The organism is Paenibacillus jamilae (assembly GCF_050482105.1).
Lineage (GTDB): Bacteria > Bacillota > Bacilli > Paenibacillales > Paenibacillaceae > Paenibacillus > Paenibacillus jamilae_B.
In genome coordinates this window covers 96306-120368 of record NZ_JBCNHI010000016.1, presented here as the reverse complement: position 1 = coordinate 120368, position 24063 = coordinate 96306, and the positions used below count along the sequence as shown (strand labels likewise).

Annotated in this window: 17 protein-coding genes; 8 read left to right on the top strand and 9 right to left on the bottom strand. The window is 47.1% G+C overall.

The genetic code is table 11. From position 1 onward, the window contains the following. Window positions 1-9 precede the first annotated feature (9 nt). The 5 genes from ABEW32_RS14290 to ABEW32_RS14270 all read right to left on the bottom strand — a co-directional run bounded on the left by ABEW32_RS14290 (window position 10) and on the right by ABEW32_RS14270 (window position 8997). Entirely contained in the window at window positions 10-2973 is a 2964-nt protein-coding gene (locus tag ABEW32_RS14290; protein WP_430188653.1) for a DEAD/DEAH box helicase, read from the bottom strand. After that, window positions 2970-4625, bottom strand: coding sequence for an SWIM zinc finger family protein (locus ABEW32_RS14285; protein WP_430188651.1), 1656 nt, complete (start codon window positions 4623-4625; stop codon window positions 2970-2972). The genes ABEW32_RS14290 and ABEW32_RS14285 overlap by 4 nt, the downstream gene beginning before the upstream one ends. Window positions 4626-4867: 242 nt before the next feature. After that, entirely contained in the window at window positions 4868-5527 is a 660-nt protein-coding gene (gene pgmB / locus ABEW32_RS14280) for a beta-phosphoglucomutase (protein ID WP_430188650.1), read from the bottom strand. 24 nt (window positions 5528-5551) lie between these two features. Next, on the bottom strand, window positions 5552-7834 hold the full coding sequence (locus ABEW32_RS14275) for a glycoside hydrolase family 65 protein (protein ID WP_430188649.1): 2283 nt from the start codon (window positions 7832-7834) through the stop codon (window positions 5552-5554). Between the two features lie 155 nt (window positions 7835-7989). Next, window positions 7990-8997, bottom strand: coding sequence for a LacI family DNA-binding transcriptional regulator (locus tag ABEW32_RS14270; protein ID WP_430188648.1), 1008 nt, complete (start codon window positions 8995-8997; stop codon window positions 7990-7992). 243 nt (window positions 8998-9240) lie between these two features. Here ABEW32_RS14270 and ABEW32_RS14265 point away from each other — a divergent pair, with 243 nt between their 5' ends. Together ABEW32_RS14265 and ABEW32_RS14260 are read left to right on the top strand one after the other, a co-directional pair. After that, on the top strand, window positions 9241-10905 hold the full coding sequence (locus tag ABEW32_RS14265; RefSeq protein ID WP_430188647.1) for a PTS transporter subunit IIBC: 1665 nt from the start codon (window positions 9241-9243) through the stop codon (window positions 10903-10905). A gap of 5 nt (window positions 10906-10910) precedes the next feature. Beyond that, on the top strand, window positions 10911-11732 hold the full coding sequence (locus tag ABEW32_RS14260) for an endonuclease/exonuclease/phosphatase family protein (protein WP_430188646.1): 822 nt from the start codon (window positions 10911-10913) through the stop codon (window positions 11730-11732). Between the two features lie 24 nt (window positions 11733-11756). Here the strand turns inward: ABEW32_RS14260 and ABEW32_RS14255 are convergent, their stop codons facing one another. Beyond that, window positions 11757-12950: an MFS transporter gene (locus ABEW32_RS14255; RefSeq protein ID WP_430188645.1), complete on the bottom strand. Its 1194-nt coding sequence runs from the start codon at window positions 12948-12950 to the stop codon at window positions 11757-11759. A gap of 228 nt (window positions 12951-13178) precedes the next feature. Next, window positions 13179-13676, bottom strand: coding sequence for a DinB family protein (locus ABEW32_RS14250; protein WP_430188644.1), 498 nt, complete (start codon window positions 13674-13676; stop codon window positions 13179-13181). A 308-nt stretch (window positions 13677-13984) separates the two neighbouring features. On the opposite strand from ABEW32_RS14250, the gene ABEW32_RS14245 reads away from it, so the two are divergent. Beyond that, the gene (locus ABEW32_RS14245) at window positions 13985-15499 is read left to right on the top strand and encodes a monooxygenase (RefSeq protein ID WP_430188642.1); all 1515 of its coding nucleotides are present in this window, start codon (window positions 13985-13987) and stop codon (window positions 15497-15499) included. Between the two features lie 214 nt (window positions 15500-15713). Beyond that, window positions 15714-16196 carry a MarR family transcriptional regulator gene (locus ABEW32_RS14240; protein WP_430188640.1) on the top strand — a complete coding sequence of 161 codons (483 nt, stop codon included), beginning with the start codon at window positions 15714-15716 and terminating at the stop codon, window positions 16194-16196. A gap of 101 nt (window positions 16197-16297) precedes the next feature. Here the strand turns inward: ABEW32_RS14240 and ABEW32_RS14235 are convergent, their stop codons facing one another. Both ABEW32_RS14235 and ABEW32_RS14230 read right to left on the bottom strand, forming a co-directional pair. Then, the gene (locus tag ABEW32_RS14235; protein WP_430188638.1) at window positions 16298-17227 is read right to left on the bottom strand and encodes a response regulator; all 930 of its coding nucleotides are present in this window, start codon (window positions 17225-17227) and stop codon (window positions 16298-16300) included. A 5-nt stretch (window positions 17228-17232) separates the two neighbouring features. Continuing rightward, window positions 17233-18537: a sensor histidine kinase gene (locus ABEW32_RS14230; protein WP_430188636.1), complete on the bottom strand. Its 1305-nt coding sequence runs from the start codon at window positions 18535-18537 to the stop codon at window positions 17233-17235. Between the two features lie 211 nt (window positions 18538-18748). On the opposite strand from ABEW32_RS14230, the gene ABEW32_RS14225 reads away from it, so the two are divergent. The 4 genes from ABEW32_RS14225 to ABEW32_RS14210 all read left to right on the top strand — a co-directional run bounded on the left by ABEW32_RS14225 (window position 18749) and on the right by ABEW32_RS14210 (window position 24043). Beyond that, window positions 18749-20002: a cation:dicarboxylate symporter family transporter gene (locus ABEW32_RS14225; RefSeq protein ID WP_430188634.1), complete on the top strand. Its 1254-nt coding sequence runs from the start codon at window positions 18749-18751 to the stop codon at window positions 20000-20002. Window positions 20003-20260: 258 nt separating this feature from the next. Further along, the gene (locus ABEW32_RS14220) at window positions 20261-21772 is read left to right on the top strand and encodes a methyl-accepting chemotaxis protein (protein ID WP_430188632.1); all 1512 of its coding nucleotides are present in this window, start codon (window positions 20261-20263) and stop codon (window positions 21770-21772) included. Window positions 21773-21901: 129 nt separating this feature from the next. Next, the gene (locus ABEW32_RS14215; protein WP_430188630.1) at window positions 21902-22264 is read left to right on the top strand and encodes a DUF1304 domain-containing protein; all 363 of its coding nucleotides are present in this window, start codon (window positions 21902-21904) and stop codon (window positions 22262-22264) included. Window positions 22265-22423: 159 nt separating this feature from the next. Further along, window positions 22424-24043 (top strand): ABC transporter substrate-binding protein, encoded by a 1620-nt coding sequence (locus tag ABEW32_RS14210; RefSeq protein WP_430188628.1) that lies wholly within the window; start codon window positions 22424-22426, stop codon window positions 24041-24043. Window positions 24044-24063 lie beyond the last annotated feature (20 nt).

Here is a 24063-nt window from a genome sequence, read left to right as displayed (position 1 = left end):
GGGACCTCATCATGCCCAATCGCGTCGTAGCGTGAAGAGGTCTTTCAATTCATCCGTCGACAACTCGGTAATCCAGCCCTCGGTGCTGGTAATGATTTGGTCGCTGAGCTGCTGCTTGCTCTCCAGCATTTCATCAATGCGTTCCTCCAGCGTGCCTAGAGAGATGAATTTGTGGACCTGCACATCTTTGGTTTGTCCCATCCGGTAGGCTCGGTCTGTAGCCTGATTTTCAACAGCCGGATTCCACCAGCGATCAAAGTGAAAGACATGGTTGGCAGCTGTCAGATTGAGGCCCACTCCCCCGGCTTTGAGCGATAAAATAAACACGGACGGCTGTTCATCAGGAGGAAGCGTCTGAGATTGGAATTGATCAATCATTCGGTCACGTGCAGTTTTGGATGTACTGCCGTTCAGATAGAGCACAGGTTCTTGGAGCTCCTGAGCGAGTACCTGCTGAAGCATCTGGCCCATACCAATATACTGCGTAAAAATAAGACAGCGCTCGCCCTCTTCCCGCAGCTCCTTGACCATAGCCAGAATGCGCTCCAGCTTGGATGAACGGCTAATGACCGCTTCAAGATCGGGCTGGCTATAACCAGAAGCTGCTGCATCCAGCAGCGCCTCCTTCGTTAAAAGGGCAGGGTGGTCACAAAGCTGCTTCAACTGGGTGAGGGCCGATAAAATGGCTCCTTTGCGCTCAATCCCTTCCAGCTTCTGCATCCGTTCCATCAATTCCTTAACAATCTGGTCATAGAGCGCACCCTGCTCGGAGGTGAGGTGAATGTATGTTTTCATCTCATTCTTGTCAGGCAAATCAAGCTGTATCGCAGGGTCCTTCTTTTTGCGCCGCAGCATGAAGGGCTGAACCAGCTTTTGCAAATCCATTGTGCGCTGCTCATTATGTTCTTTCTCAATCGCATTCATAAAGCGATTGCTAAAGGCGCGTGAGCTGCCCAGATAACCTGGATTGATAAAATCATAAATGGACCATAGCTCAGACAGCCGATTTTCAATAGGTGTTCCTGTCAACGCGATCCGATGACGTGCAGGGAAGCTGCGCACGGCTGTGGATTGCTTGGTTTGTGCATTTTTAATATTTTGCGCTTCATCCAGGCAGATCGAATCCCAAGTCATGCTTTGCAGCAGCTCTTGATCCAGAGTTGCCGTAGCGAAAGAGGTCAGAATGACATCGGCTTGCTCGACTTTTTCGCGGAACAAGTCTCCTTGCTCCCGCTTGCTTCCATAGTGCAGCATGACCTTCAAGGAAGGAGCGAAGCGGCTGAGCTCCTTCTGCCAGTTGCCTAGCACCGAAGTGGGGCAAATCAGCAGCGAACTGGAGCGCACACCTGTCTCGGCGGCAATTTCCTGTAGGTGCAGTAGATAAGTGATAAACTGCACCGTTTTGCCAAGTCCCATATCATCGGCCAGGCACGCGCCCAATCCGAAGCGTCGCAGAAAGGCAAGCCATGCGTACCCGTCCTGCTGATACGTCCGCAGCTCGGCTTGCAATCCGTCTGGTACGTCCAGAGCGGGCCATTCCGATTGCCGTCCGAGCTGGCTGATCAGCTTCAGCAGATGAGCGTTCAGCTCGACCTCCAAGCGGAAGCGTGCCGGGTCCGCCGACTGCTCGCCCGAGGCATCGCCTTCAGGCTCGTCGGTGTTGCCGAGCAGATGCAGCTGCAGGATGTCCTGAAAGGACAATCCCTCAGCACTATCGATTCCGTCCATGGCGCGGCGGATTTGCGCCAGCAGGACAGGGTCGAGCGCGATCCATTGGCCGCGGAAGCGCACCAAGCGCTCGTTGCGAGCCACGAGCTCGGCGAATTCTGACTCGCTCAGATCGGCATCACCGATGGCCACACGCCAATCGAACTGGACGATCGAATCCAGTCCGAACAGCGAGCCGCCCTTCGAGCGCTCTCCCGCTCCTTCGCCTGGGCGAACCTTGGCCCGCAGCTTTGGCTTCTTGCGGGTGGCTGCCTCCCACCAGGCCGGCAGCAGCACCTGCCAACCGCTTTCCAGCAGACGCTGGCTGTCGGTCGTCAGGAATTGCCACGCTGCTTCGTCGGAGAGCGGGCGACTCAGTATATCGTCGCGGCTTCCGGCACGCTGGCCTGCGGGCAAAATGGCGGTCAAGCTTTCCAGCCACCCGCCTGAGCGCTCACGCACATGCGTCGTCCACGCTTCGGGCCATGAGCCGGAGGCATAACCATCATCGGCAAGCTGTACAGGCACCAGCAAGGCCGGGTCCTGCTTGTCCTGCAACACAAGCTTGAGCTGCCAGGACGGCTCATCGTCCTCCTGTTCTGGCTCCAGCAGTTGCAGAAGCGGACGGAACGGCGCCGTATCGGCCTTCCAGCCAATGGCGATTAGCCATGCCTGAGCATCCAGGCCTGCTGCAATCTGCCGTTGGGGAGCGAAGAGAATCGGGTACTCTCTTCGCAAATCGGCGGCTTCCGCTTCGGTGCCGTACCAGCGCTGAAATACAGCCGCCGAGAATGCCGCTACCAGCCCTTCGCGCTCGTTCTCATCCAGGCTGTCCAACAAAGCCAGCTCTGCCGGTTGGATGTTTTCCAACGCTTCTGCATCCCACTTCCATTGCAGCTTCCCTGCCTGGAACGACGTGAAGCTGGGCACATAGGCTTTCGTTTCAATGCAGTGAGTCAATAGAGGGATCAGCCGAAGCCACGGGGCATTGGCCTCGTCCCAGATCCATTCGATGTGCTTCAGCAGCTCCTGCTCTGCCAGAAAAGGAATCACTTGCTCCGAGGGCAGCACGATAATATCTGTGTCTTGAACATGCTGAATCTCCAGCTCGGTGCCATAAAATGAAGCCTCATGCCAAGCAAACAAACGCTGCTTTAACATTTGGCCGGAAATGCTATAGTTCATGGAGGAATCGCCATAAATTAGCGCGTCCCCATAGGTAGTTAATTGGATGTGCACCGTAATCGTTTCGGTATATTGGCTCATGATAACAATTTCCCTTTCCGCAATTCCTCCTGTAGCGCACGCAGGCGGCTGTGACGGCTGGTAAAGGTCGTGAAGAACAGCTCCCAGCGTGTTTCTTGCTTCATTTTTTTGTACAGCTTAAACAGTCGCTTTAACAGCTTAACGGCTGCTTTGTAGCTGGCTCTGTTTTTTTCCAGCACATATCGTTCTACCGCTTGATGGTAAAAGGGTAGCAGCAACTCGGGAGCATTCTTTTCAATAGGTTGCAGCACGCTCACTCGGAAACTTAAAGGTTCACTGCGTATGCTTAGCTGATAGTCGATCCATTGCCGCCATTTTTCATGAGCAAGCAGGGCCTCTTCATACAGTCCACCCGCAAATGGAAGCATATCCACCAGCGTGTCCCACATGTCCTGCTCTACTTCTGGAAGGTGCTGCAAAACCAGCTCCCAATGATGCATATAATCCTGTAAATGATCATCCCGATGACTATGAAGCAGGGGACCGATATGCCGCAAGCCGTCTTTGAGACGTATCCAATCTTCGGCGTTGGATAACGCATGTAAGAATAAAAGCAATTGGCTGGAGGAGATTTTTAGTGGAAAAGCTCGTTCTGCCTCCTGTAGCAGCTCCCAGGCTTTATGATCCTGCGCTTGGTAAACATACATCCAGCTCCGAGCCAGCATCCATGGAAGCCGTGCCAACGTAGCACTATGCTCCTCTTCAGCTGCATGTAAATGCTGCAATTCCTCTGTATATATGCTGGAGTCCTGCCTTGCAGGATGCACCCAGTACAGCCAAAATTGAAAATATGCGTCCGAAAAGTAAGTACCGTTCCGCGACTCTGTCAGCATTTTTCGGCGCAAATAAGCTAAAGTTTCTGCTATACGGGCTTCGTGCATCGGTTCATCATTCAGTTCCAATGGATGCTCAAAATCACGCTCGATCGCCTCTTTAAGCTCATCTGCGGCGATTTGGGTGTAATAACCCATATAGGTATGAGTGGGGTAACCCGCCATGGGGGTCTGAGGTACCAGCTTTTCCAGTACACGCAGATGAGCATGAAGTCCATATAGCTGCTGCATGCCAGGTGAGAGTGGCGGCTTCACCGCATAGATCGAAGCTAGAGCGCTTTGGACATATTGAGAATTTTGGGTGTGTACATGATTCTGGGCGATACACTGATCGAACAGATCATGCCATTCGGAAACGGGCATGTCCGGTATGTTGCTTGCTTTTTTGATGAGAGCATCTCTTGTTGCTTCCTTGTGCTCCAGAGAAAGGTTCGACCGGAAAGCAGGTGTGGTACGGGGGTCTGCTTTTGTAGCCAACCGTGCGAATCCCGCCGAATGAGCGTTCACTAATGCGTGTACCGAGCGTTCCTGTTCATTCGCGTAATTCAGCAATACAGCGACCATATGCTTGCAGTTGGTGCGAACAGGGCATGTACATCTGCTGGCAGCAAAAGCACTCAAGTGGAGGTCCACTTCGTAGAGATCATTCCCATCCACGACAGCCGCGATATGGTCAGCATCAGGCATTGCGAATTCTTTGACCTTTCCCTGCTTAAAATATTGAAAACCTCGTTTAATCGTCACATCGTTAAAATGGTCAGCTACGTTTTGAATAAGCTGCTGCCACTGTATATCATCCATAAGATAGGTTGGTTTCATATGCATTAGTCTCCTAAAAGAGAATAGTTGAGTTGATAGTAGCTTAACTCTTCCATTATATCAGTTCACGAATGCAAATTGAGTGGAGGGAGCAGTTGGAAAGTTTTCATACGATTATCGTATTTGCTTTTGAAAATACAGTTGTTCGGCATTTCAATGAAGATCGGGCAAGATGTGCTTCGCCAGACAAAGCAAAAAGCCCCTTACGCTGAAGCGTAAGAAGCTTAGATCATCTTTCTTGCTTATCCTTTGATAAAATGTTCTTCCAGCATGCTCAATGAAAGCTCGGCTGTAGTGGCTACCACGATATCCGCACCTTGCATTTGCGAAGGTGTTCCTACACCGACTGCGAACATCCCGGCGCTCTTGATCGCCTGAATGCCGGCCTGTGCGTCTTCTATGCCGATACAGTCGGCAGGTCGAACGCCCAGATTCGCAGCCCCGGCGAGGAAAATCTCCGGGTCAGGCTTGCCATTCCGAATGGCAGTAACATCCACCACACTGTCAAAATAGTGTGCCAGCTCCAGCCGATCCAGTATAAACGCTGCATTTTTGCTCGCAGAGGCGAGCGCGATGCCGATTCGGGCTTCACGAAGCTCCTTCAGAAGCGCTTTAATACCGGGAAGAACGTCTGCGGGCGTTAAAGCTGAGATAAGCCGCTGATACTCGGTGTTCTTTTGCATGGCCAGTTCTTGCTTGCCTTCTTCTGATAACGTATCGGACAGGTTACCACGCACTAGTATTTTTTCGAGCGATTCCGTACGGCTGATTCCTTTTAACTGTTCATTAAATTCCCGATCAAAAGGGATACTGAGCGCTGCCGCCAAGCTACCCCATGCCTGAAAATGATATTCAGCCGTATCTGTAATGACTCCATCCAGATCAAAAATAACTGCTTTCATTTGCTTTCCCCCTATCTGGTCCATTTATGAAGCACTGCTCGCCATTAACGACTGCCCACTGGTAATGTGCGTTGGCTGTCCATACAGCTCCAGCGTCAGCGGTTCTCCGTCCAGCAGGGTAATGATTACTTCATTTTCCTGTACGAGAACGCTTAGCAAGCGGCCACGATAGTTGATTTTAAACGTATATTTGTTCCAGTCCTGCGGCAGAAAGGGGGAGAAGCTCAATGTTTCATTATAGGTTCTCATCCCGGCAAATCCCTGTACAATCGCCAGCCAGCTTCCTGTCATGGAAGTGATATGAAGTCCGTCTTCGGTATCGTTATTATAGTTATCCAGATCTAGACGGGCCGTCCGCTTATACATTTCGACTGCCTTTTCCTCCATTTTCAATTCAGCGGCCAGCACGGCGTGAATGGAAGGAGACAGACTGGATTCATGAACGGTCATTGGCTCGTAAAATGCAAAATTGCGTGCTTTTTCCTCCAGCGTGAACTGGTCTCCAAAGAAATACAGCCCTTGCAGCACATCTGCTTGCTTAATGAAGCAGGAACGCAGGATTTTATCCCATGACCATTTCTGATTAAGTGGCAGATTGCTGGGATCCAGAGTGGATACAGGCTGCAAATCCTTATCCATAAAGGTATCGTGCTGTACGAAGATGTCTCGTTCTTCATCATACGGATAATACATGTTGTTGATGATATCTTGCCAATGTGCAAGCTCATCAGCTGTAACTGCCAGGCGCTGAGCTTTCTCCGTCGAAATTTGCGGCAAGACCGATAATGTATATTTCAGAACCCATGCAGCCAACGTATTGGTATACCAGTTGTTATTGACGTTATTTTCGTATTCGTTCGGCCCGGTAACCCCATGGATCATATACTGCTGACGACTGTTGGAAAAATGCACCCGGTCGGCCCAGAAGCGGCTAATTTCGACCAGTACATCAATTCCGTAGTCATGCAGATAGCTCAAGTCACCTGTATAGTTGGTGTAATTATAAATGGCATAGGCAATGGCACCGTTACGATGAATTTCCTCGAACGTAATTTCCCATTCGTTATGGCATTCCACCCCTGTAAAGGTGACCATAGGATACAGTGCCCCTCGAAGCCCTTGCTGAGCTGCGTTGTGCTTGGCACCCTCCAGTTGTTGATGACGGTACAGCAGCAGATTTCGCGTTACGTCCGGGTCTGCAAGCGCCAGGTACATAGGTACAGCATATGCTTCTGTATCCCAATAGGTGGCACCGCCATATTTTTCACCCGTAAAGCCCTTCGGTCCGATATTCAGACGGGCATCTTCACCGTAGTACGTAGAGAATAGCTGGAAAATGTTAAAGCGTATTCCTTGTTGGGCCTCCGTATCTCCCTCGATTTCGACATCTGCCTTGTCCCAGCGTCTGGCCCAAGCGGCGATATGCTCTTGCTTAAGAGAGTCGTAGCCTTTGTTCACAGCTTCCACGGCGATGCGTTCAGCTTGCGGAATCAATGCATCCTTTTCCATATCGCGTGAAGTGGTGACGGCCACAATTTTTTGCAGTTGGATACTGTCACCCGCAGCGACGGTGTATTGATAGTGGCGAGCAGCATATAAAAAGCCCTCTTCCGTCGTCTGCTCATCCTGTCCCTCGGTTACAATACCCATGGTAGCGTTTACGGTAAAGCGCGGAATACCAAAGGGATTATCTATAGTTGTTGTAGACAGGCTGATGAATTGTTCTTGAACCTCACGGGCCTCTTCCAGCCAGAATACCTCGTCATAGTTCGTGTCCTCATTTTTCGTATTGCCGTCCAAATAAGGAACAAGCTCAATGGCTAAAGGCTGATCGCTTATATTCTTGACCTGGTAATCAATCAGACATAGCTCACGAGTAATAATGCTTAGAAAACGCTCCGTAGTGATACGGACCTGACCGTTCACAGTACAAGCGCGCCGTAGGATCCCCTGCTTCATGTCCAATTCCTGCACAAAATCGCTGATCTGTGCCGTGAATAAATCCACTTCCTGCTGGTTTACGAACAGACGGATGCCGATAAAGTTCATGGCATTGATAACCTTGCCAAAATATTCAGGATAGCCGTTCTTCCACCAGCCTACCTTTGTTTTGTCAGGGAACCACACGCCAGAGATGTACGTTCCTTGATGATGATCACCTGAATAAGCTTCTTCAAAATTGCCGCGCATGCCCATATAGCCGTTCCCTATGGACGTGATGCTTTCTTGTAATCGCATGTGTGTGCTATGTAGAGTGTGTGTTGTCAGCTTCCAACTATCTACGTCAAATAATCGGTTGTAAACCATGATTGCGTACCCCTCTCGGAAAATGAGATCGTTGCTTTAACGAAACCAATATATGAGCGAGTTCAGTATATAGTGCAACCGTTTGCCCTGTCAACGCAAAAAAACTGATTTTATGGATGTCCACAAAATCAGTTTTTGTTCATTCTTTGAACAAATCACAGTGCCCGGCTGGATTCGCGTTCCACAATTCGGTGGGGAACAATGATGTGCTTGGTTAATTCCTTCGGGTCTTCAATTTTTTCGATCAGGCTTTTGGCAGCCTGATAGCCGAGGCTGAAGATATCAATATCCACGGAGGTAAGTGGGGGATTCATCAGCTCCGCCAGCATCAAGTTATTAAAGCTCACCATGGATAGCTGCTCTGGCATGGACACGCTGAGCTGAGCCAGCATTTTTTGTACGGCCATCGCTACAAGGTCGTCGCTAACGATCATCGCAGTAGGTGGCGGGGCAGCCTGCAACAACGTGCGCATGTCCTCCAGATTAAAGGGCTCCCTGACCACGTATTCTTCTGGCAGAGGCAAGCCAGCTTCTCGCAGCGCATCTTGGTAGCCTCTAAGTCTGTCAAGATTGACGATGTGCTCCTGATCACCGCCAACATAAGCGATGCGCTGATGATTCAGCCCAGTCAAATAAGTGACCACATCCTTGGCAGCCTGGTAGTTATCGTTGTCTACATGGGTGGTTTCACTGACAAACTGCTGAGGCTTGCCGATTACGGTATAGGGGATTTTTTCTTTATGGAGATACTCCACGATGCTATCCTTTTGCTTGGAGTACAGGACAATGTAGCCATCCACGCGTCCGGTCCGGGTCATCAGCCTGACGCGGGATAGCAATTCATCACTCGTTTTGCCTGTGACAATCGACAGTGTGTAGTTGTGCTCGTTTACCCATTCGCTGATCCCGCGAAGGCTTTCCGGAAAGAACGGATTCTGAAAAATCGCCACATCCGATTCAGGCATAATAATGCCTATCGACTGTGTGACACGGTTAGCCAGGCTTTGAGCCGAATAGTTGGGTTCATAGCCAAGCGCCTTCATTTCTTTACGGACGCGTGCCTTGGTGGCTTCGCTGATTTTGGGGCTGTCTTGAATGACACGGGATACGGTGGAAGTAGCAACGTTAGCACGCTTTGCGACATCTTTGATGGTTACTGCCATCGTCTTCGTCTCCTTTTGCTATTTCAAGCAGAAAATATTATGTTCTATCATACGATATTGCTCGAAAATCAACAAATTCGCGGCTTTTTTTCGTGTTTATTCATCGTAATTAGCCAAGAAGTTGCAAACAGGGTATTGCCAATAGAAAGCGATATCATTATAATAATCGTGCAACCGATTGCATAATATTTATTGAGTACGAACCATGCTATACATACTATAAGGGATGGAGACTGAAGGAGCATGAAAAAACTTCTATCATTTGATTTTTGGCAAAAGCTTGGGAAAGCACTGCTTGTCGTTGTTGCTGTCATGCCGGCTGCCGGGATTATGATTTCGCTTGGTAAAGTAGTGGCGATGTTGGCTGGCGACATTCATTTTTGGGTGACTGTTGGCGGGGTCATGGAGAATTTGGGTTGGGGGATTATTAACAATTTGCATATCCTGTTTGCCGTTGCGATTGGTGGTTCTTGGGCTAAGGAACGGGCAGGCGGGGCTTTTGCGGCTTTAATTGCTTTTGTTCTCATCAATATATCAACAGGAACGATTTTGGGCGTATCCTCGAAGATGCTAACCCAAGAAGGAGCAACTACTCATACACTCTTCGGTGCATCAATTCCAGTCAGTGGTTATTTCACCTCTATTTTGGGGGCACCTGCGCTTAATATGGGCGTGTTTGTCGGTATCATCTCCGGCTTCGTCGGGGCCGTTGTATTTAATAAATATTATAATTATCGCAAGCTTCCCGATGCTCTAGCCTTTTTTAACGGTAAACGTTTTGTTCCGTTTGTCGTAATTTTGTGGTCTGTGATCGTTAGCTTGATCATGTCTGCTGTCTGGCCATTTGTCCAAGGAGGGATTAACCAATTCGGTGTCTGGTTGGCGACTTCGGGAGAGTCGGCTCCTTTTGTAGCGCCATTTGTCTATGGTACACTGGAAAGACTGCTGATCCCTTTTGGTCTTCATCATATGCTGACCGTCCCTATTAACTATACTCAACTTGGTGGCGTTTACACGGTGCTCACGGGTTCTGGAGCAGGAAGTGTTGTTGCTGGGCAAGATCCACTATGGCTGGCTTGGGCTAGTGATCTCAGTGCGCTTCGTGGTACTGATCCGGCAGCCTACAACAGCTTGCTGGGAGACGTGACGCCTGCCCGTTTCAAGGTAGGACAAATGATCGGCGGAGCGGGTATCCTTATGGGGCTGGCCGTGGCTATGTATCGCCGTGTAGACAAAGATAAACGCAGCAAGTACAAATCGATGATTTTCTCAGCTGCAGCAGCTGTCTTTTTAACAGGGGTGACAGAGCCGCTGGAATTCATGTTTATGTTCGTGGCGCCTGTGTTGTATGTAGTGTACGCTATTCTTACCGGAATCGCGTTCGGAATGGCTGATATCATACATTTGCGTTTACATTCGTTTGGTATGATTGAATTGATGACTCGATTGCCATTGTCTATAAATGCAGGCTTGGTGCAGGATATCATTAACTTTGTGCTGACTTGTGTTGTGTTTGCAGTAGCAACCTACTTTATCGCTTATTTTATGATCGGTAAATTCAAAATGGCTACACCAGGTAGACTGGGGAACTATACAGATGAGGAGCCTCAGGGGACTTCCGAGGCAGAGAGTACGAAGACGGACGGTGTGGCAGCTGCTTCCACCCAAAATCAACTGGCTACAGATATCATTAAGACGCTCGGAGGCGAGCAGAACATTGTCGAGGTGGATGCTTGCATGACCCGTCTGCGTGTGACGGTGAAGGATACGGAAGCCGTCGGGGATGAAAAGACGTGGAAGGCGCTGGGTGCTCTGGGCCTAATTAAAGTAGATAATGGGGTACAGGCGGTTTACGGACCGAAGGCTGATGTGCTTAAATCAGATATACAAGACATACTCAACAGGTGATTAGTTTGAAATTGTTAACCTTAAATGCACATGCTTGGATGGAAGAAAACCAACACGATAAGCTGAAGCAATTGGCTGCTTTTATTGATGAACAGCAGTTTGATGTCATTGCTTTGCAGGAAGTAAACCAATCCATGGAAGAGACTCCGTTGTCGCCGGACGATTTGGGCACTTACTATAGCGCAGACCCTGAAGTTGTCATTAAACGTGATAACTATGCCTATGTGCTGAACAGTCTGTTGTCCGATGCCTACCACTGGACGTGGGCTCCCGCGCATATTGGTTTTGCCAAATACGACGAGGGTTTGGCGATTCTGTCCAAAGCACCGATTACAGCTACGGTGAATGAATATGTTTCCTCACTACAGGATTACGACAACTACCGCTCGCGTAAAATTGTGGGCATTCAGACTGTGGTGGACGGAGCGCAAGCCTGGTTTGTCAGTGGACATTATAACTGGTGGAATGATGAGGAATCCTTCCATGGACTATGGGATCGTACAACCAAAGTGCTCGATTCCTTGGCTCCGACTCCTGTGTTTGTGATGGGGGATTTCAACAACGCGGCTGAAGTGCGCGGAGAGGGATATGACTATGTCCTGCAATCCGGTTGGTCGGACACTTATTCGAACGCAGCTGTACGTGATGCAGGACACACGGTTATCAAGGCTATTGCTGGCTGGGAAAGTAATGCGGAGCCGCTTCGTATTGACTATGTTTTCTCCAGTAAGGCAGCGCAGGTTCAATCCTCAACGGTTGTACTGAATGGGAAAACAGGACCCGTTGTATCCGATCATTTCGGCGTTGCAGTCGAGTTGGAACTGTGATGAACGCAAAAGAAGGCCAATTGCTTATGCGATTGGCCCTTTTCTTCCGAATTTCGATTTTGATCGAATGACATATTGGATAACAACCGCGATCAATACTAACATCATATTGTAATAAAAAGGAGTATTGATGCTAAAACGGTCCATGAGCACGCCTGCAATAATTGGAGACACAATGGCCCCCAATTCGGACAAAGATACGACGTTGCCGATGAATGAGCTTCTATTATCTTCAGGAATAACATCCCCTAGCTGCGAGTAAAAGGAATCCAGATAGCTGGCTCCTCCTATACCTCCGATGAACATCCCCAAGTATACGATCCATGGTTCTGTGAACCACAGAAATAGGATGATTTCCATCATGATCAACAATAGACCGATGATACATAGCAGCAAGCGATCCTTGAGTATATCAGATATTTTGCCAATAAAGGGTGCTGATACAAAGGTCGATATGCCGATGATTGTAAAAGCTAAGCTGATTTCTGCTGGCCTCCAATGGAGCTTGTAGGTCGCATATATAGAAAAGTATGTTAAAAATATAGCAAATGCACTCATTTCAAGAAAATGAACGGTGGAATAAAGCAACAACTGTTTCGTTAATCGAATTGTTTTTTGCGTTTTTTGAAGAGGATGCTGTTGTGGCTTTGAGGGAGGATTGGTGAAGGTCATTCTTGAAACAGCAATGAAGGATATACATGCAAAAATAGCAACGAAGTAGAATGGAACGGATAAAGAAAAATAGGAAACGATGACTCCGCTTATAAGAGGGCCTAAAATCATACCGGCACCTTCACTGCTGCTGATATATCCATTGAGCGTGCCTCGATTCTCTGGGCTACTCATATGGTTGACCGTAACTCTTACAAAGACGGTTAGCCCTATAGCTACCAAGCCTTGAAGAAATCTAAGTATGGATAAAACAATGAAGCCTCTCGCAACCGGGAACAGAAGCATACAAACGACTTCAGCGATGAGTAAGCCTAACCCCAAGCGTTTGGCGCCTATCCTTTCATAAATCCGTCCTGTCATGCCTCCACCAAGAAATCTTCCCACATAAAACAAAGAAAATAAGATGCTCATGCCAAGTGTAGATATCCCGAATTGCTCTACATAAATAGCAAAGAGTGGAAGGATCATACTTCCACTCATGTTAGCAATAAGGCTGATCACGATCATACAGGCAATGTTACGATTTAAATATAAGTGTTTTACCATACCCTCGAAACCTCTCTTTGGTTTGCATCGTGGGAACCGTTATTCGGTTTACACCTGCTTACGGATAAACGGCTTCAAGTCGAGTTAGTCGGTTCCCATATAGAGTACGCAAGTGAGTTCCTCGTGGTACCCAAATCCCAATGCATTGATGGAGGTAGGAGCAGCGGATAAGATGAATTCTTTTGTTTAATTTATGCTCTGCTCGTATGACAAGGGTAGGTGTAGCCTTTAAGCAGGGAAGCCGCCTCCTGGGGGTGGCCAAGCTCCATAAATGCGGCGCAGCAGTACGACTTCACCCAAATGATAGGAATTGTGGGAAGCAATATTCCGCAGCAATCCCGCTTTGGTTTCACCTGGGAAATGAGCCAGTGATTCATCTAGTTGCGCGGTTTCGGCAATTTGCACAGCCCGCTCTACGCCTTGTAAAAATTCATTAATGACAGCCTGCCATGCCTCTTCGCTTTGCGGTCCAGTTTCTTCGGGCCAGCTTTCCATAACATTACCCGGAAGCTGGGGCTTCCGTCCTTCCAAATGCTCCAGCATAAATTGCTGCCAGTAAATCATATGTTTCAGCAGTTGATAAATGCTGTAGGGCATTTCTACATTTTTCTTCCCTGCCAGCTCGACATCAATGTCCGGCAAAGCCCGAGACACACGAATATGTCCACGTTCCCCGACCAGTGATTTAACCAGCGCTTGACCGAATAATTGGTTGGCATCCGACATGTATGATCATCCCTTCTATGTATAACTTATTTCTAGCTTAGTCTTATTTTACGATTATACAATTATATTTTTCAAAATGGAAATGAATGCATAGTTCAAAGTAAAGGGCAGGAATCATTTGAATAAAGTGGTTGATAATCGTTCTCAATTAAATTACAATAATATTGTTTCGTGAGAAACGATAAATGACAGATTGGTGTGTTGTTTAATATATGCGGAAATGTTATGGGGAGCTTTCCGTATGTATATATTGTTTCTGTGAAAACAATTAGGTGGTGGGAATAAAGATGTTAGATAGGAGGGTGAACATGGATTACGATGTGATTGTAGTAGGCGGCGGACCTGTTGGAATGTGGCTGGCTGCTGAGTTGGCATTGGCAAGCGTAAACGTATGTGTAATTGAACGCTTCGAGGAGCCTAGTGGTCAGTCGCGTGCGCTTACAATACATCCACGGACGCTTGAGATGTTTGATATGCGTGGATTGAAGGAGCAGCTTATGAAGCACGGCAGACCTATACGTACGGGTCATTTTTCAATGCTAAATACCCGCTTGGATTTTTCTGTGCTTGACAGTTCCTCTAATTATACGTTGTTTATTCCACAGGTGATTACAGAGCAAGTGATCGAGGAACAAGCGCTCAAGCTGGGAGTTGTCGTTCATCGTGGCATGGAAGTGGTATCTGTGCGAGAGCAGGAGCAGGGCGTAGAGGTGGTGAGTGTATGCGCGTCTGGACCACAAGCCGATGTATCCGTGATGACTGCGGCCTATGTCGTAGGAGCAGATGGAGCCGGGAGTATCGTGCGCAAACAAGCGGGGATTGCTTTTCCAGGCACGGATACTACTCTGACCGCTGTATTAGCGGATGTAGAATTAGCCAATCCGCCTGAAAGTGGCGTACATTCCGAATATAGTGAACGAGGTGGGGTGATGATTGCTCCTGTGTCTCCAGATATTTATCGGGTTATTTTGACTACACCTCGACTGATGGATGTCCCGAAGGACGTACCTCCAACGCTGGAAGAAGTGCAGACAGGACTGTATGATCTGCTCGGTACAGATCTTGGCATATCTAATCCTCGCTGGTTATCTCGATTCGGGAATGCAACACGGCAGGCACAGACCTATCGTAAAGGAAGAATCCTGCTAGCAGGTGATGCTGCGCATATCCACTTCCCGGCAGGTGGACAGGGAATGAATGTTGGCTTGCAAGAGGCTGCAAATCTGGGATGGAAGCTGGCAGGAGTGATTCATGGCTGGGCCCCAGACACGCTGCTGAATAGCTATCATGACGAACGTTATCCGGTTAATACGCGGTTTTTACGGAATACCGAGGTTCAGACCCTCTTACTGGATTTTACGCCTGCTGTCTTGGCACACCGCCAATTACATGAGGAATGGTTTCGTCATCCGGAAATCAATCGGTCTATGGCAGAGCAGATTAGTGCCCTGGATGTATGTTATCCAGCAGCTGGCAATATACCGCAGCATCCGCTGAACGGGAAACGGTTTGCTGATTTTGAATTGCGGTTGCCTGACGGAATGATAACGTATGCTTACAACCTTCTTCATGAAGGCCGTTTTGTGCTTCTTCATCTTGCACAGGATGCTGAGGTATCGAATGAGTTTCGCCATATCTCACTTTCACATATTTCATATGTGGAGGCTATAGCCGATGAATTGCCCGTGGGATGGAGGGATGTGCATACGATTCTCATTCGTCCGGATGGATATATCGCCTGGGCTGTTTCTGTGAAACAAACGGATGTATGGAGTGTTATTAAGGATGCCTTGCTATCCAAAGAAAATAAAGTTCTAGACTGAAAAATAAAGCGTTAGACTGACGTTGCTTCATTAAGCTAACGGGAAACGCTGTTTTAATTTCTAAGCTCAGTCTAAAGCTTATTTTCTGCTGATAATTGCACGTTGCTATACAAGGAAAAAGGTATGATCATGACATGGCCAGATTGTTTCCTACGCAACAAATGTGAGCTATAATGAAAGGAGGAGCATGCCAAAGGAGTGACTACTTGTTAGTATGGAAAAGGCGACATCGGTTCAGCATGTCTATGATTTGCTTATTAAGATGAATCACCAGCTGGAGCAGCATCAGCAGAGAGAGGGCATGATCTTTCTCGAAGAGATCCGCGAGCACTTTGATGGAATGACTTCGCTCAATATGACGGATGTACACGTTATGGATTGTATTGGGAGGCATGAGCCGATCAATGTTACAACTTTAGCGGAACGAATGGAGCTGAGCAAAGGTACCATTTCGAAGGTTAGCACCAAGCTGCTCAAGGAGGGCTGGATTCGCAGAACTCAGCTGAACGACAACAAAAAAGAGATTTATTTTCGGCTAACTCCGTTGGGGAAGAAGCTCTTTCTGGTACATGAGCGGCTGCATGCTAAGGTACAGCATCAGTTACTTCAATTTTTGAATCGCTACAGCTCGGAAGAACTAAATGTATTGAAGCGTCTGCTGTCCGATGGTGTAGGTTTCTTGGAAGCTATGGAGTAGCGGAACAGGAGGCTCAAATCAAGGGACATTTAAATCATCGACAAAGTGCACCTGTTTACTCTCCGTCTGATACCACAGGGAGAGCTACAGGTGCTTTTCTTTTAATGCAATAGTCGTTTTGCTTCCATATAGAGCACCTGCACGAACTTTTTCGTATTAATACGGGCTTGCGACAGTGAAGGCTCTACATTGTTTTGCAGCTCCAGCATTTTTTTGCGGATTTCTGTGAAATCAAAAAATTTGGATGCATAATTTTCAAACTTAGGATGGGTATAGTCGGTCAACCCGAGCGATACAATATGGCTTAATGTCTGGAAAATGGCGCGGCGGACACGCTGCTCCGATGCCTTGATTTCCTTGCTTAGCTCAATTGCTGAAGCTGAGTCTCCTAATCGTTTCAACGCTATATTGGCGAATATATCCTTTAGCGAGGGGAACAGATAGGGGGATAGATTGCCTGTTTCCTCCTCATATTGGTCCAGGTATTCCAGCATATCCAGTAAATCCACACTTCCGGCTTCGCCGATCATTCCCATTTCAGAGAGCAGGAACTGTCCTGAACTCACAATGTTTCGGGTCGGTTCCAGTGTCGCTGTTGGGCCATTGGATGTGAACATCGACAGACCCTGCAGTGTGCGCTGGATATCTGTAATCGATTGCTGCATGCGCAGACGTTCAGTCACCTTTTGAATAACTGCAATAATTTCCAGTCGGTTTAAGGGCTTGGCAATATAATATTCAATACCGAGCGAGTACGCCTCACCGATCATGTTTTTGGATTCAATTCGGGAAATCATAATGATTTTACCGCTAAATTGATCTCCGAGCGCACGCACGGTTTGAATGCCATCACGAAGCGGCATCAGCAGGTCAATCAGCAACACATCAATCCGGTTCAGCTCCAGCAGGCCGCTATTCACGTAGGAACCATCCTCCGCTTCCCCAACAACCTCCCCTAACCCCTCGTCTTCAATAATGTCTGCCAGCATAGAACGAATCCCCTGATCGTCATCTACAATATAAAAACGCATCCGGGCTATCTTCCTTTCTCCGTCAGTTTCCGTAAAGGCAATATGACTCTAAAAGTAGTCTGTAATCTATCTGTATGCTTTTCTTCATCATGTAGCAGTTCAAGCGTTCCATCAAGGCTTTCCGCGACTTCACGCACATAAAATAAACCCATGCCAGTCGAGGGATGTCCTCCCTCATCATACTTGGTCGTGTATCCCGGTGTGAAGATCGTTTCCCGTTTGCGCTGAGGAATACCTGGGCCGTTATCGGTGACACTAAGCGATATTAAATTCTCTTGTCCCGGTAGAAAATAAATGGAGACGTCAATCCTCCCGCTGTCCTTCATCGCTTCCACTGAATTGGATGTCAGGTTGTTAATCAGAGTGAGCACTGTATAAACATGCAATTTGGGTAACGAAGGATCGAAATTCAGCGTGAAACGGATGGATTTGCCCAGCGATTGGGCGTATTTGCTGTTCGTTCGGACGATCAGCTCGCCAAGTTCCTGTGAAGTCATATAATGCACGTCGCTTTCGGAATCAATGAGCTTGGACAAACCAGCAAAAATCCGCTGACTGTCTTTTTTAATCTCATGGACCTGTCCGGAAATACGAAGTGCCTGTCTTGCGTAATGTTCTCTATCTTTCAGAGATTCATCCTGCTGCAGTTCACGGTACAGTTCATAGCTTTCACGGGTAATTTGCTCTGCATGCGACAGGGTTTTGCCTAACTGGACTGACTCCTCATACAAGTCTGATACCAGTAGTAAAATTCGCTCCGTTTGCTGTCTTTGTGCCTCTTCATGCTGAACAGACTGGTTCAGGCGAATCATATTGTAGAACCCAAGCACAAAGAAGCTGCGGATCATGGCCATGAAAGCCACTTTGCTGATCTTAATGATGTCCCAGAAGTCTCCGTCAATGCTTCGCCGGACGCTAAGCTCTGCTACACTTGCGGCAATCTCAATCCCCACAGAGAGGATGCCCACACGGAGTGCGCGGTAAGGCTCAGCATTAATGTTAAGAACCTGAAAGAGCAGGCCGTAAACCATGTAATAAAAAAAGGTAGGTCCATGCAAGGCTATCAACTCTTCAAAGGAAGACCCGGGATGGAGGTAATTATTAAGTGAAATGCGAAAGGCAACTACCGCTATCCCTGCAAGCACTCCTGATAGTGCAGGCGGAATATGGCGTATAGATAACAGAAAGAAAAAAAATACGGGTGTACCGAAGCTGAGACGAAATGTATTATCGAACGGGTGAATATTCAGCTCACCTGCCAGTGGTACAAAGATAAGCATCAGCAGGAAAAGAAGGGTATTTAGCTTCATTTATATTCACCTCCGGGTACTTATTTCAGAAAGGCAATGTAAGATAAATTCACAGGCTCAGCATGAAAGTTTGTGAATTTATAGAAAAAAACAAATAGATGTGTAGATAACTGTCGGTTTTTATAGTTCGGATTGTAGTATAAATAACATCATTTGAATATTAAGAGCTGCATACTGCAAAAATATACAAACCAGCCAGGGGGGACACAAAGTGAAAAAGATTAATTTAACGATGCAAATCTTTATCGGTCTGGCTTTAGGTATTATTATTGGTGCCTTATTTTACGGCAATTCAGGGGTGGAAGTCTACTTAAAGCCGATCGGTGATATTTTCATCCGCTTGATCAAGATGATTGTGGTGCCTATTGTGATCTCGACGCTCATTATCGGTGTAGCTGGCGTCGGAGATATGAAGAAGCTGGGGAAACTCGGCGGGAAGTCGATTCTGTATTTTGAAGTTGTAACGACCATTGCGATCCTGTTCGGTCTGCTTGTTGCCAATCTGGTTCGACCCGGTGATGGCGTGGATATGTCCCACCTGGCTAAGAGTGACATCCATTCCTATGTGGAGACTGCGGAAAAGTCAGGCCATAGCTTTATAGATACGATTGTGCATATTGTACCTACCAATGTTATTCAAGCTCTGGGCGAAGGAGATATGCTGGCTATTATATTCTTCTCCGTATTGTTCGGGCTAGGAGTAGCAGCGATTGGCAACAAGGGCAAGCCTGTGCTGAATTTCTTTGAGGGTGTAGCCGATGCGATGTTCTGGGTAACCAATCAGGTTATGCGCTTGGCTCCGTTCGGTGTATTTGCACTGATTGGCACGACAGTGGCCAAGTTTGGATTAGCCTCGTTGTGGCCGTTGTTGAAGCTTGTACTGTCAGTATATGGATCTATGTTACTGTTTATTGTGATTGTCTTTGGAATTATCGCCAAGCTTTGCGGTACCCGTCTCTGGACTATGGTTAAAATTTTGAAAAGTGAGCTGTTGCTTGCATATTCAACGGCCAGCTCAGAAAGTGTCCTGCCTAAAATCATGGAGAAGATGGAGAAATTCGGATGTCCAAAGGGAATTACGTCCTTTGTCATTCCGATCGGATATTCTTTTAATCTGGACGGCTCCACTTTGTATCAGGCACTAGCTGCAATTTTTATTGCCCAGATGTATGGCATTAATTTGCCGATCACAACCCAAATCACATTGGTACTTGTGCTGATTATTTCCTCCAAAGGGATTGCAGGCGTGCCGGGTGCGTCCTTTGTCGTGCTGCTCGCTACGCTGGGAGCAGTGAATCTCCCGCTGGAAGGTCTGGCCTTTATCGCTGGTATTGATCGCATTCTGGATATGGCGCGTACGGTAGTCAATGTTTTGGGGAACTCGCTTGCGGCTGTAGTCATGTCCAAATGGGAAGGGCAATATGATAAAGAAAAAGGCGAGGAATACGCTGCTTCAATTAAATGAGGTACATTGAACTGAATATCGGATAACAAGAGCACCTTTGCGATGTAAGGCAGAGGTGTTCTTTTTGTTTCCAGACTTGTTAACAGCCTTCCTTTTTCGACATTTTTCGATGTTTTTTGTATGGAAATATAGGTATATGGGCATGAAAAATAAGTCTTAATACCTATGCAATTATAGATTTATTTATAATTATTCTTAATAAAATTCCGATATTAAATTATACCGTTTTATATATTGGCTTAGAAGGGAAGATCATATATGTTTCTCAAGCAAAATAAGTCTCAATCACTTACCCCTTTAGTAGAAGAAAGCCGCAAACTTTCACAAAGAATACAGCAAAAGGATTATTCTGCCGCAATACAAGTCTCCTCAGCATCTCCTGAGGTTCAAGAAATCGCAAACCATGTCAACCAAGCGATAGAGTCCATGAAAAATGACGCTGAGCATGTGGACATCCGTTTGAAGCTTGTTACCAAGGCTATAGAGATTGGCTTATGGGACATGGAGGTCATTGCGGGTGATCCTGTCAATCCAAATAATACGTTCACATGGTCCGAAGAATTCCGTTCTATGCTAGGGTATCAGAGCGAGAAGGAATTCCCCAATGTATTGGACAGCTGGTCATCTCGACTGCATCCCGAAGATTATGACAGGTCTCTGGCCGAATTGTCTGGTCATTTACTGGATTTCACGGGAAAGACCCCTTATGATGTTCAGTATCGTTTGCGGCTGAAGCATGGAGAATACCGCTGGTTCCGGGCTACCGGAACGACGATCCGTGACCAGCAAGGAGTGCCGCTTCGTATTGCGGGGGCGCTGCTGGATGTGCACGATCAGAAGATTAAGTCGGAGGAGCTTCAGGCCCTGGTTACAAGATACGATCTCATCAATCGTGTTTTGGTGGAGGCCCCATATGACGTTATTCTGGCTGATGGAGACATCGAGAACCCGGATAATATATTTTGGTGGTCCCAGCAATTCCGCCATACCTTGGGCTTTACAGATGAGCAGGACTTCCCAAGTGTACTAAGCAGCTGGAGCTCACGCATACATCCTGACGATGCCGAGCATGCATTTAAGGCTGTAGTTGATCATTTGAATGACTATTCAGATCGTACGCCATATGACATGGTATGTCGCCTACAAAGTAAAAATGGAGAATATCGCTGGTATCAAAACAGTGGAAGAAGCATACGCGATAGCAAGGGAGTACCTATCCGCATTGCTGGAACAATCCGTGATATCACCGTAGAAAAGGAAAAGCAGGCTGTTGCGGATGAGCTTACGCTCAAAATTCAGCATCTCTCTGATTCCATTACAGAAATGGTGAACGGTGTTAACTCGGTTAGTAATCAGGCACAGGAGCTGGCTACGGCTCAGGAGCAATCGACAGAGGCAGCGAATCAGGCCAAAGTCAGCGCAGAAGAGACGCAGAATATTTCCAACTTCATTAAAGAGATTGCGAACCAAACGAATCTGCTGGGTCTGAATGCTGCCATTGAGGCATCGCGTGCAGGTGAACAGGGACGTGGCTTTGCGGTAGTTGCAGATGAAGTGAGAAAACTTGCCATTCATAGTGCTGATGCGACTGGGAATATCGAGACCAGTCTGGACGAGATGAAAACACTGATCGAGCGAATTCTGTACAACATCGGAAATATGTCTACACTGACACAAACACAGGCCGCGCTAACGCAGCAAGTGAATGCATCTACGGACGAGATCAACAGTATGTCCAAAGCTTTGTTGGATTTTGCGAGAACGATGTAAGATCTCATGCTAAAGCTAGGCCGAGCCATAGGCTCGGTCTCTTTACTGTTTTTGGCAGATGAACTATACTTTTTGAGGATCAATCAAAAATGACCTCAGAGTAACTTCAGGTGGAAAAGAGGAAACGATTTGAGCCTACTTAGTTCAATATTAGTTGGAATTGTAGCGCTGGAGCACGTGTACATATTAGTGTTGGAAATGTTTTTGTGGACGACTCCACGCGCGATGCGTACGTTCGGCACCTCCAAGGAACTGGCGGGAATGACCAAATCTCTGGCTGCCAATCAGGGGCTGTATAACGGGTTTCTGGCTGCTGGATTAGTGTGGGGCCTGTTCTATCCCGATCCTGTATTCGGACGGCAAATCCAATTATTCTTTGTCATTTGTGTGGTAGTGGCAGCGGTGTATGGTGCATTAACTGCCAATAAGTCTATTTTATTAAAGCAAGGTCTGCCTGCCATTCTGGCATTCATCAGTTTGCTGGTCTTCTAAAGGACACTCTTAACGAGTGTCTTTTTTGTTAATTCGGTCACATAATGTCTGCGATGCTAATGACAAGGGGAATAAACAGTTTTTGAACGATTGTAAATCCGACTATTCCGATTTATAATAATTTTTATTACATATTAAGAGGACACGGAGGCTAGAGTGATGCGTCGTAATTTGACAGGTATATTCGTATTTATCGTATTAATGCTGGTAGTAAGTGCATGCTCCGGCGGAAATCCGGGATCTTCGTCTGCGACGAACGGCAATTCGTCTGGCACAGATGCTACTACAGCGGATAACGGACAGCCCAAAGACGGTGGTAGCCTGATTATTGGTGTGCAAGCCGATCCAGTGGTGTTGAATCCCAACTATGCGGGTGATCGGGTAAGTCTGACGATAGATCAGGCGATATTCGCACCATTGTTCCAGGTGAACAACGGCAAGAAAACATTTTATTTGGCAGATAGCCTGACTCCATCGGCAGACAAGTTGACTTATACATTAAAACTGAAAAAGGATCTGACTTGGCATGATGGCGAGAAGCTGACAGCTGACGATGTCGTTTTCACCATTAATAAAATTTTGGACGAGAAGCAACACAGCTTCTTGAGAAGTAATTTTATGGTTAACGGCAAGCCGGTGCAGGTGAGCAAGGTTGACGATACAACGGTGGACTTCAAGCTTCCTCAGCCAGCCCCAGCTTTTGAGGCGGCCCTGGTACAGGTATCCCCGATTCCAAAGCACATTTTCGAGAACGAAGCGGATATTGAGAAAAGCACGAAAAACAACACTCCGGTAGGTTCGGGTCCTTTCAAATTTAAGGAGTACAAAACTGGCGAGTACGTTACACTCGAACGGTTTGATAACTATTTTGGCGGTAAGCCGCATCTGGATTCTGTAACATATCGGATTGTTAAAGATTCGAATGCTGCCAATTTGGCCCTGCAAAATGGTGAAATCAATGTAAACTATCTCGATCCGCAAAACGTAGACACCATTAAAGCGACAGATAAGTTTGACATTTTCCCTTACAGCGAAGGACGCTTGGCATACCTGATGTTCAATGAAAACAGTGATACAAAGCAGTTGAACAAAAAAGAAGTGCGTCAGGCGCTTTCTTATGCACTGAATCAGGATGAATTGATCCAGGTATCGTATGGCTCCAAAGATTATGCAGATACTGCAAAATCCGCTTTGACACAGGATGTACTGTATCACACGAATGATGTTGCATTTTTCAATAATGATGTGAACAAGGCGAAGGAACTGCTGAAATCGGCTGGCGCTGAAGGGCTGAAGCTGCGCATTATCATTCCGGGCGGCAACAAGGTACAGGAAGCACAAGCGTTGTATATCCAGCAGAAGCTCAAGGATATTGGCGTTCAGTTGGATGTGAACAGCATGGATTCCTCGGCATGGTCGCAAAAATTTGTCGATACGAATGCCAAGGACTTCGATCTGGCGATCAGCGGCTATATCATGGGGTATGACCCTGACGCGTATCGTATTTTGTATAGCACGGGATCGTCCTCCAACTATTCGCATTATTCAAATAAAGAAGTGGATAAGTTGTTGGAAGAAGGTGCGGGTGAGTCGGATACGACTAAACGTGGAGAAATTTATAAAAAGGTACAAGAAATTTTGGCTGATGATGCAGTGATCTATCCGATTGCATACACCAAAACGATTGTGGCCTTCGACAAGCAGTATGGCGGTATTGATCAGGCTGTGTTGAAGCCAGTCGTGATTTTCGAGGATTTGTCCAAAATTTATCACAAATAAGACAGGGTTTTCAAAAAATA

What these genes read in the sequence shown, in the direction of transcription:
- ABEW32_RS14270 (WP_430188648.1), bottom strand. Translation starts at nt 8,997, where the DNA reads ATGGCAGTAACCATCAAAGATGTCGCAAAGCGTGCTAACGTTGCTACT.
- ABEW32_RS14250 (WP_430188644.1), bottom strand. Translation starts at nt 13,676, where the DNA reads ATGTCGGATGCCAACCAATTATTCGGTCAAGCGCTGGTTAAATCACTG.
- ABEW32_RS14235 (WP_430188638.1), bottom strand. Translation starts at nt 17,227, where the DNA reads ATGCGTTTTTATATTGTAGATGACGATCAGGGGATTCGTTCTATGCTG.
- ABEW32_RS14290 (WP_430188653.1), bottom strand. Translation starts at nt 2,973, where the DNA reads ATGAGCCAATATACCGAAACGATTACGGTGCACATCCAATTAACTACC.
- ABEW32_RS14265 (WP_430188647.1), top strand. Translation starts at nt 9,241, where the DNA reads ATGAAAAAACTTCTATCATTTGATTTTTGGCAAAAGCTTGGGAAAGCA.
- ABEW32_RS14210 (WP_430188628.1), top strand. Translation starts at nt 22,424, where the DNA reads ATGCGTCGTAATTTGACAGGTATATTCGTATTTATCGTATTAATGCTG.
- ABEW32_RS14240 (WP_430188640.1), top strand. Translation starts at nt 15,714, where the DNA reads ATGGAAAAGGCGACATCGGTTCAGCATGTCTATGATTTGCTTATTAAG.
- ABEW32_RS14255 (WP_430188645.1), bottom strand. Translation starts at nt 12,950, where the DNA reads ATGGTAAAACACTTATATTTAAATCGTAACATTGCCTGTATGATCGTG.
- ABEW32_RS14245 (WP_430188642.1), top strand. Translation starts at nt 13,985, where the DNA reads ATGGATTACGATGTGATTGTAGTAGGCGGCGGACCTGTTGGAATGTGG.
- pgmB (WP_430188650.1), bottom strand. Translation starts at nt 5,527, where the DNA reads ATGAAAGCAGTTATTTTTGATCTGGATGGAGTCATTACAGATACGGCT.
- ABEW32_RS14220 (WP_430188632.1), top strand. Translation starts at nt 20,261, where the DNA reads ATGTTTCTCAAGCAAAATAAGTCTCAATCACTTACCCCTTTAGTAGAA.
- ABEW32_RS14275 (WP_430188649.1), bottom strand. Translation starts at nt 7,834, where the DNA reads ATGGTTTACAACCGATTATTTGACGTAGATAGTTGGAAGCTGACAACA.
- ABEW32_RS14285 (WP_430188651.1), bottom strand. Translation starts at nt 4,625, where the DNA reads ATGAAACCAACCTATCTTATGGATGATATACAGTGGCAGCAGCTTATT.
- ABEW32_RS14230 (WP_430188636.1), bottom strand. Translation starts at nt 18,537, where the DNA reads ATGAAGCTAAATACCCTTCTTTTCCTGCTGATGCTTATCTTTGTACCA.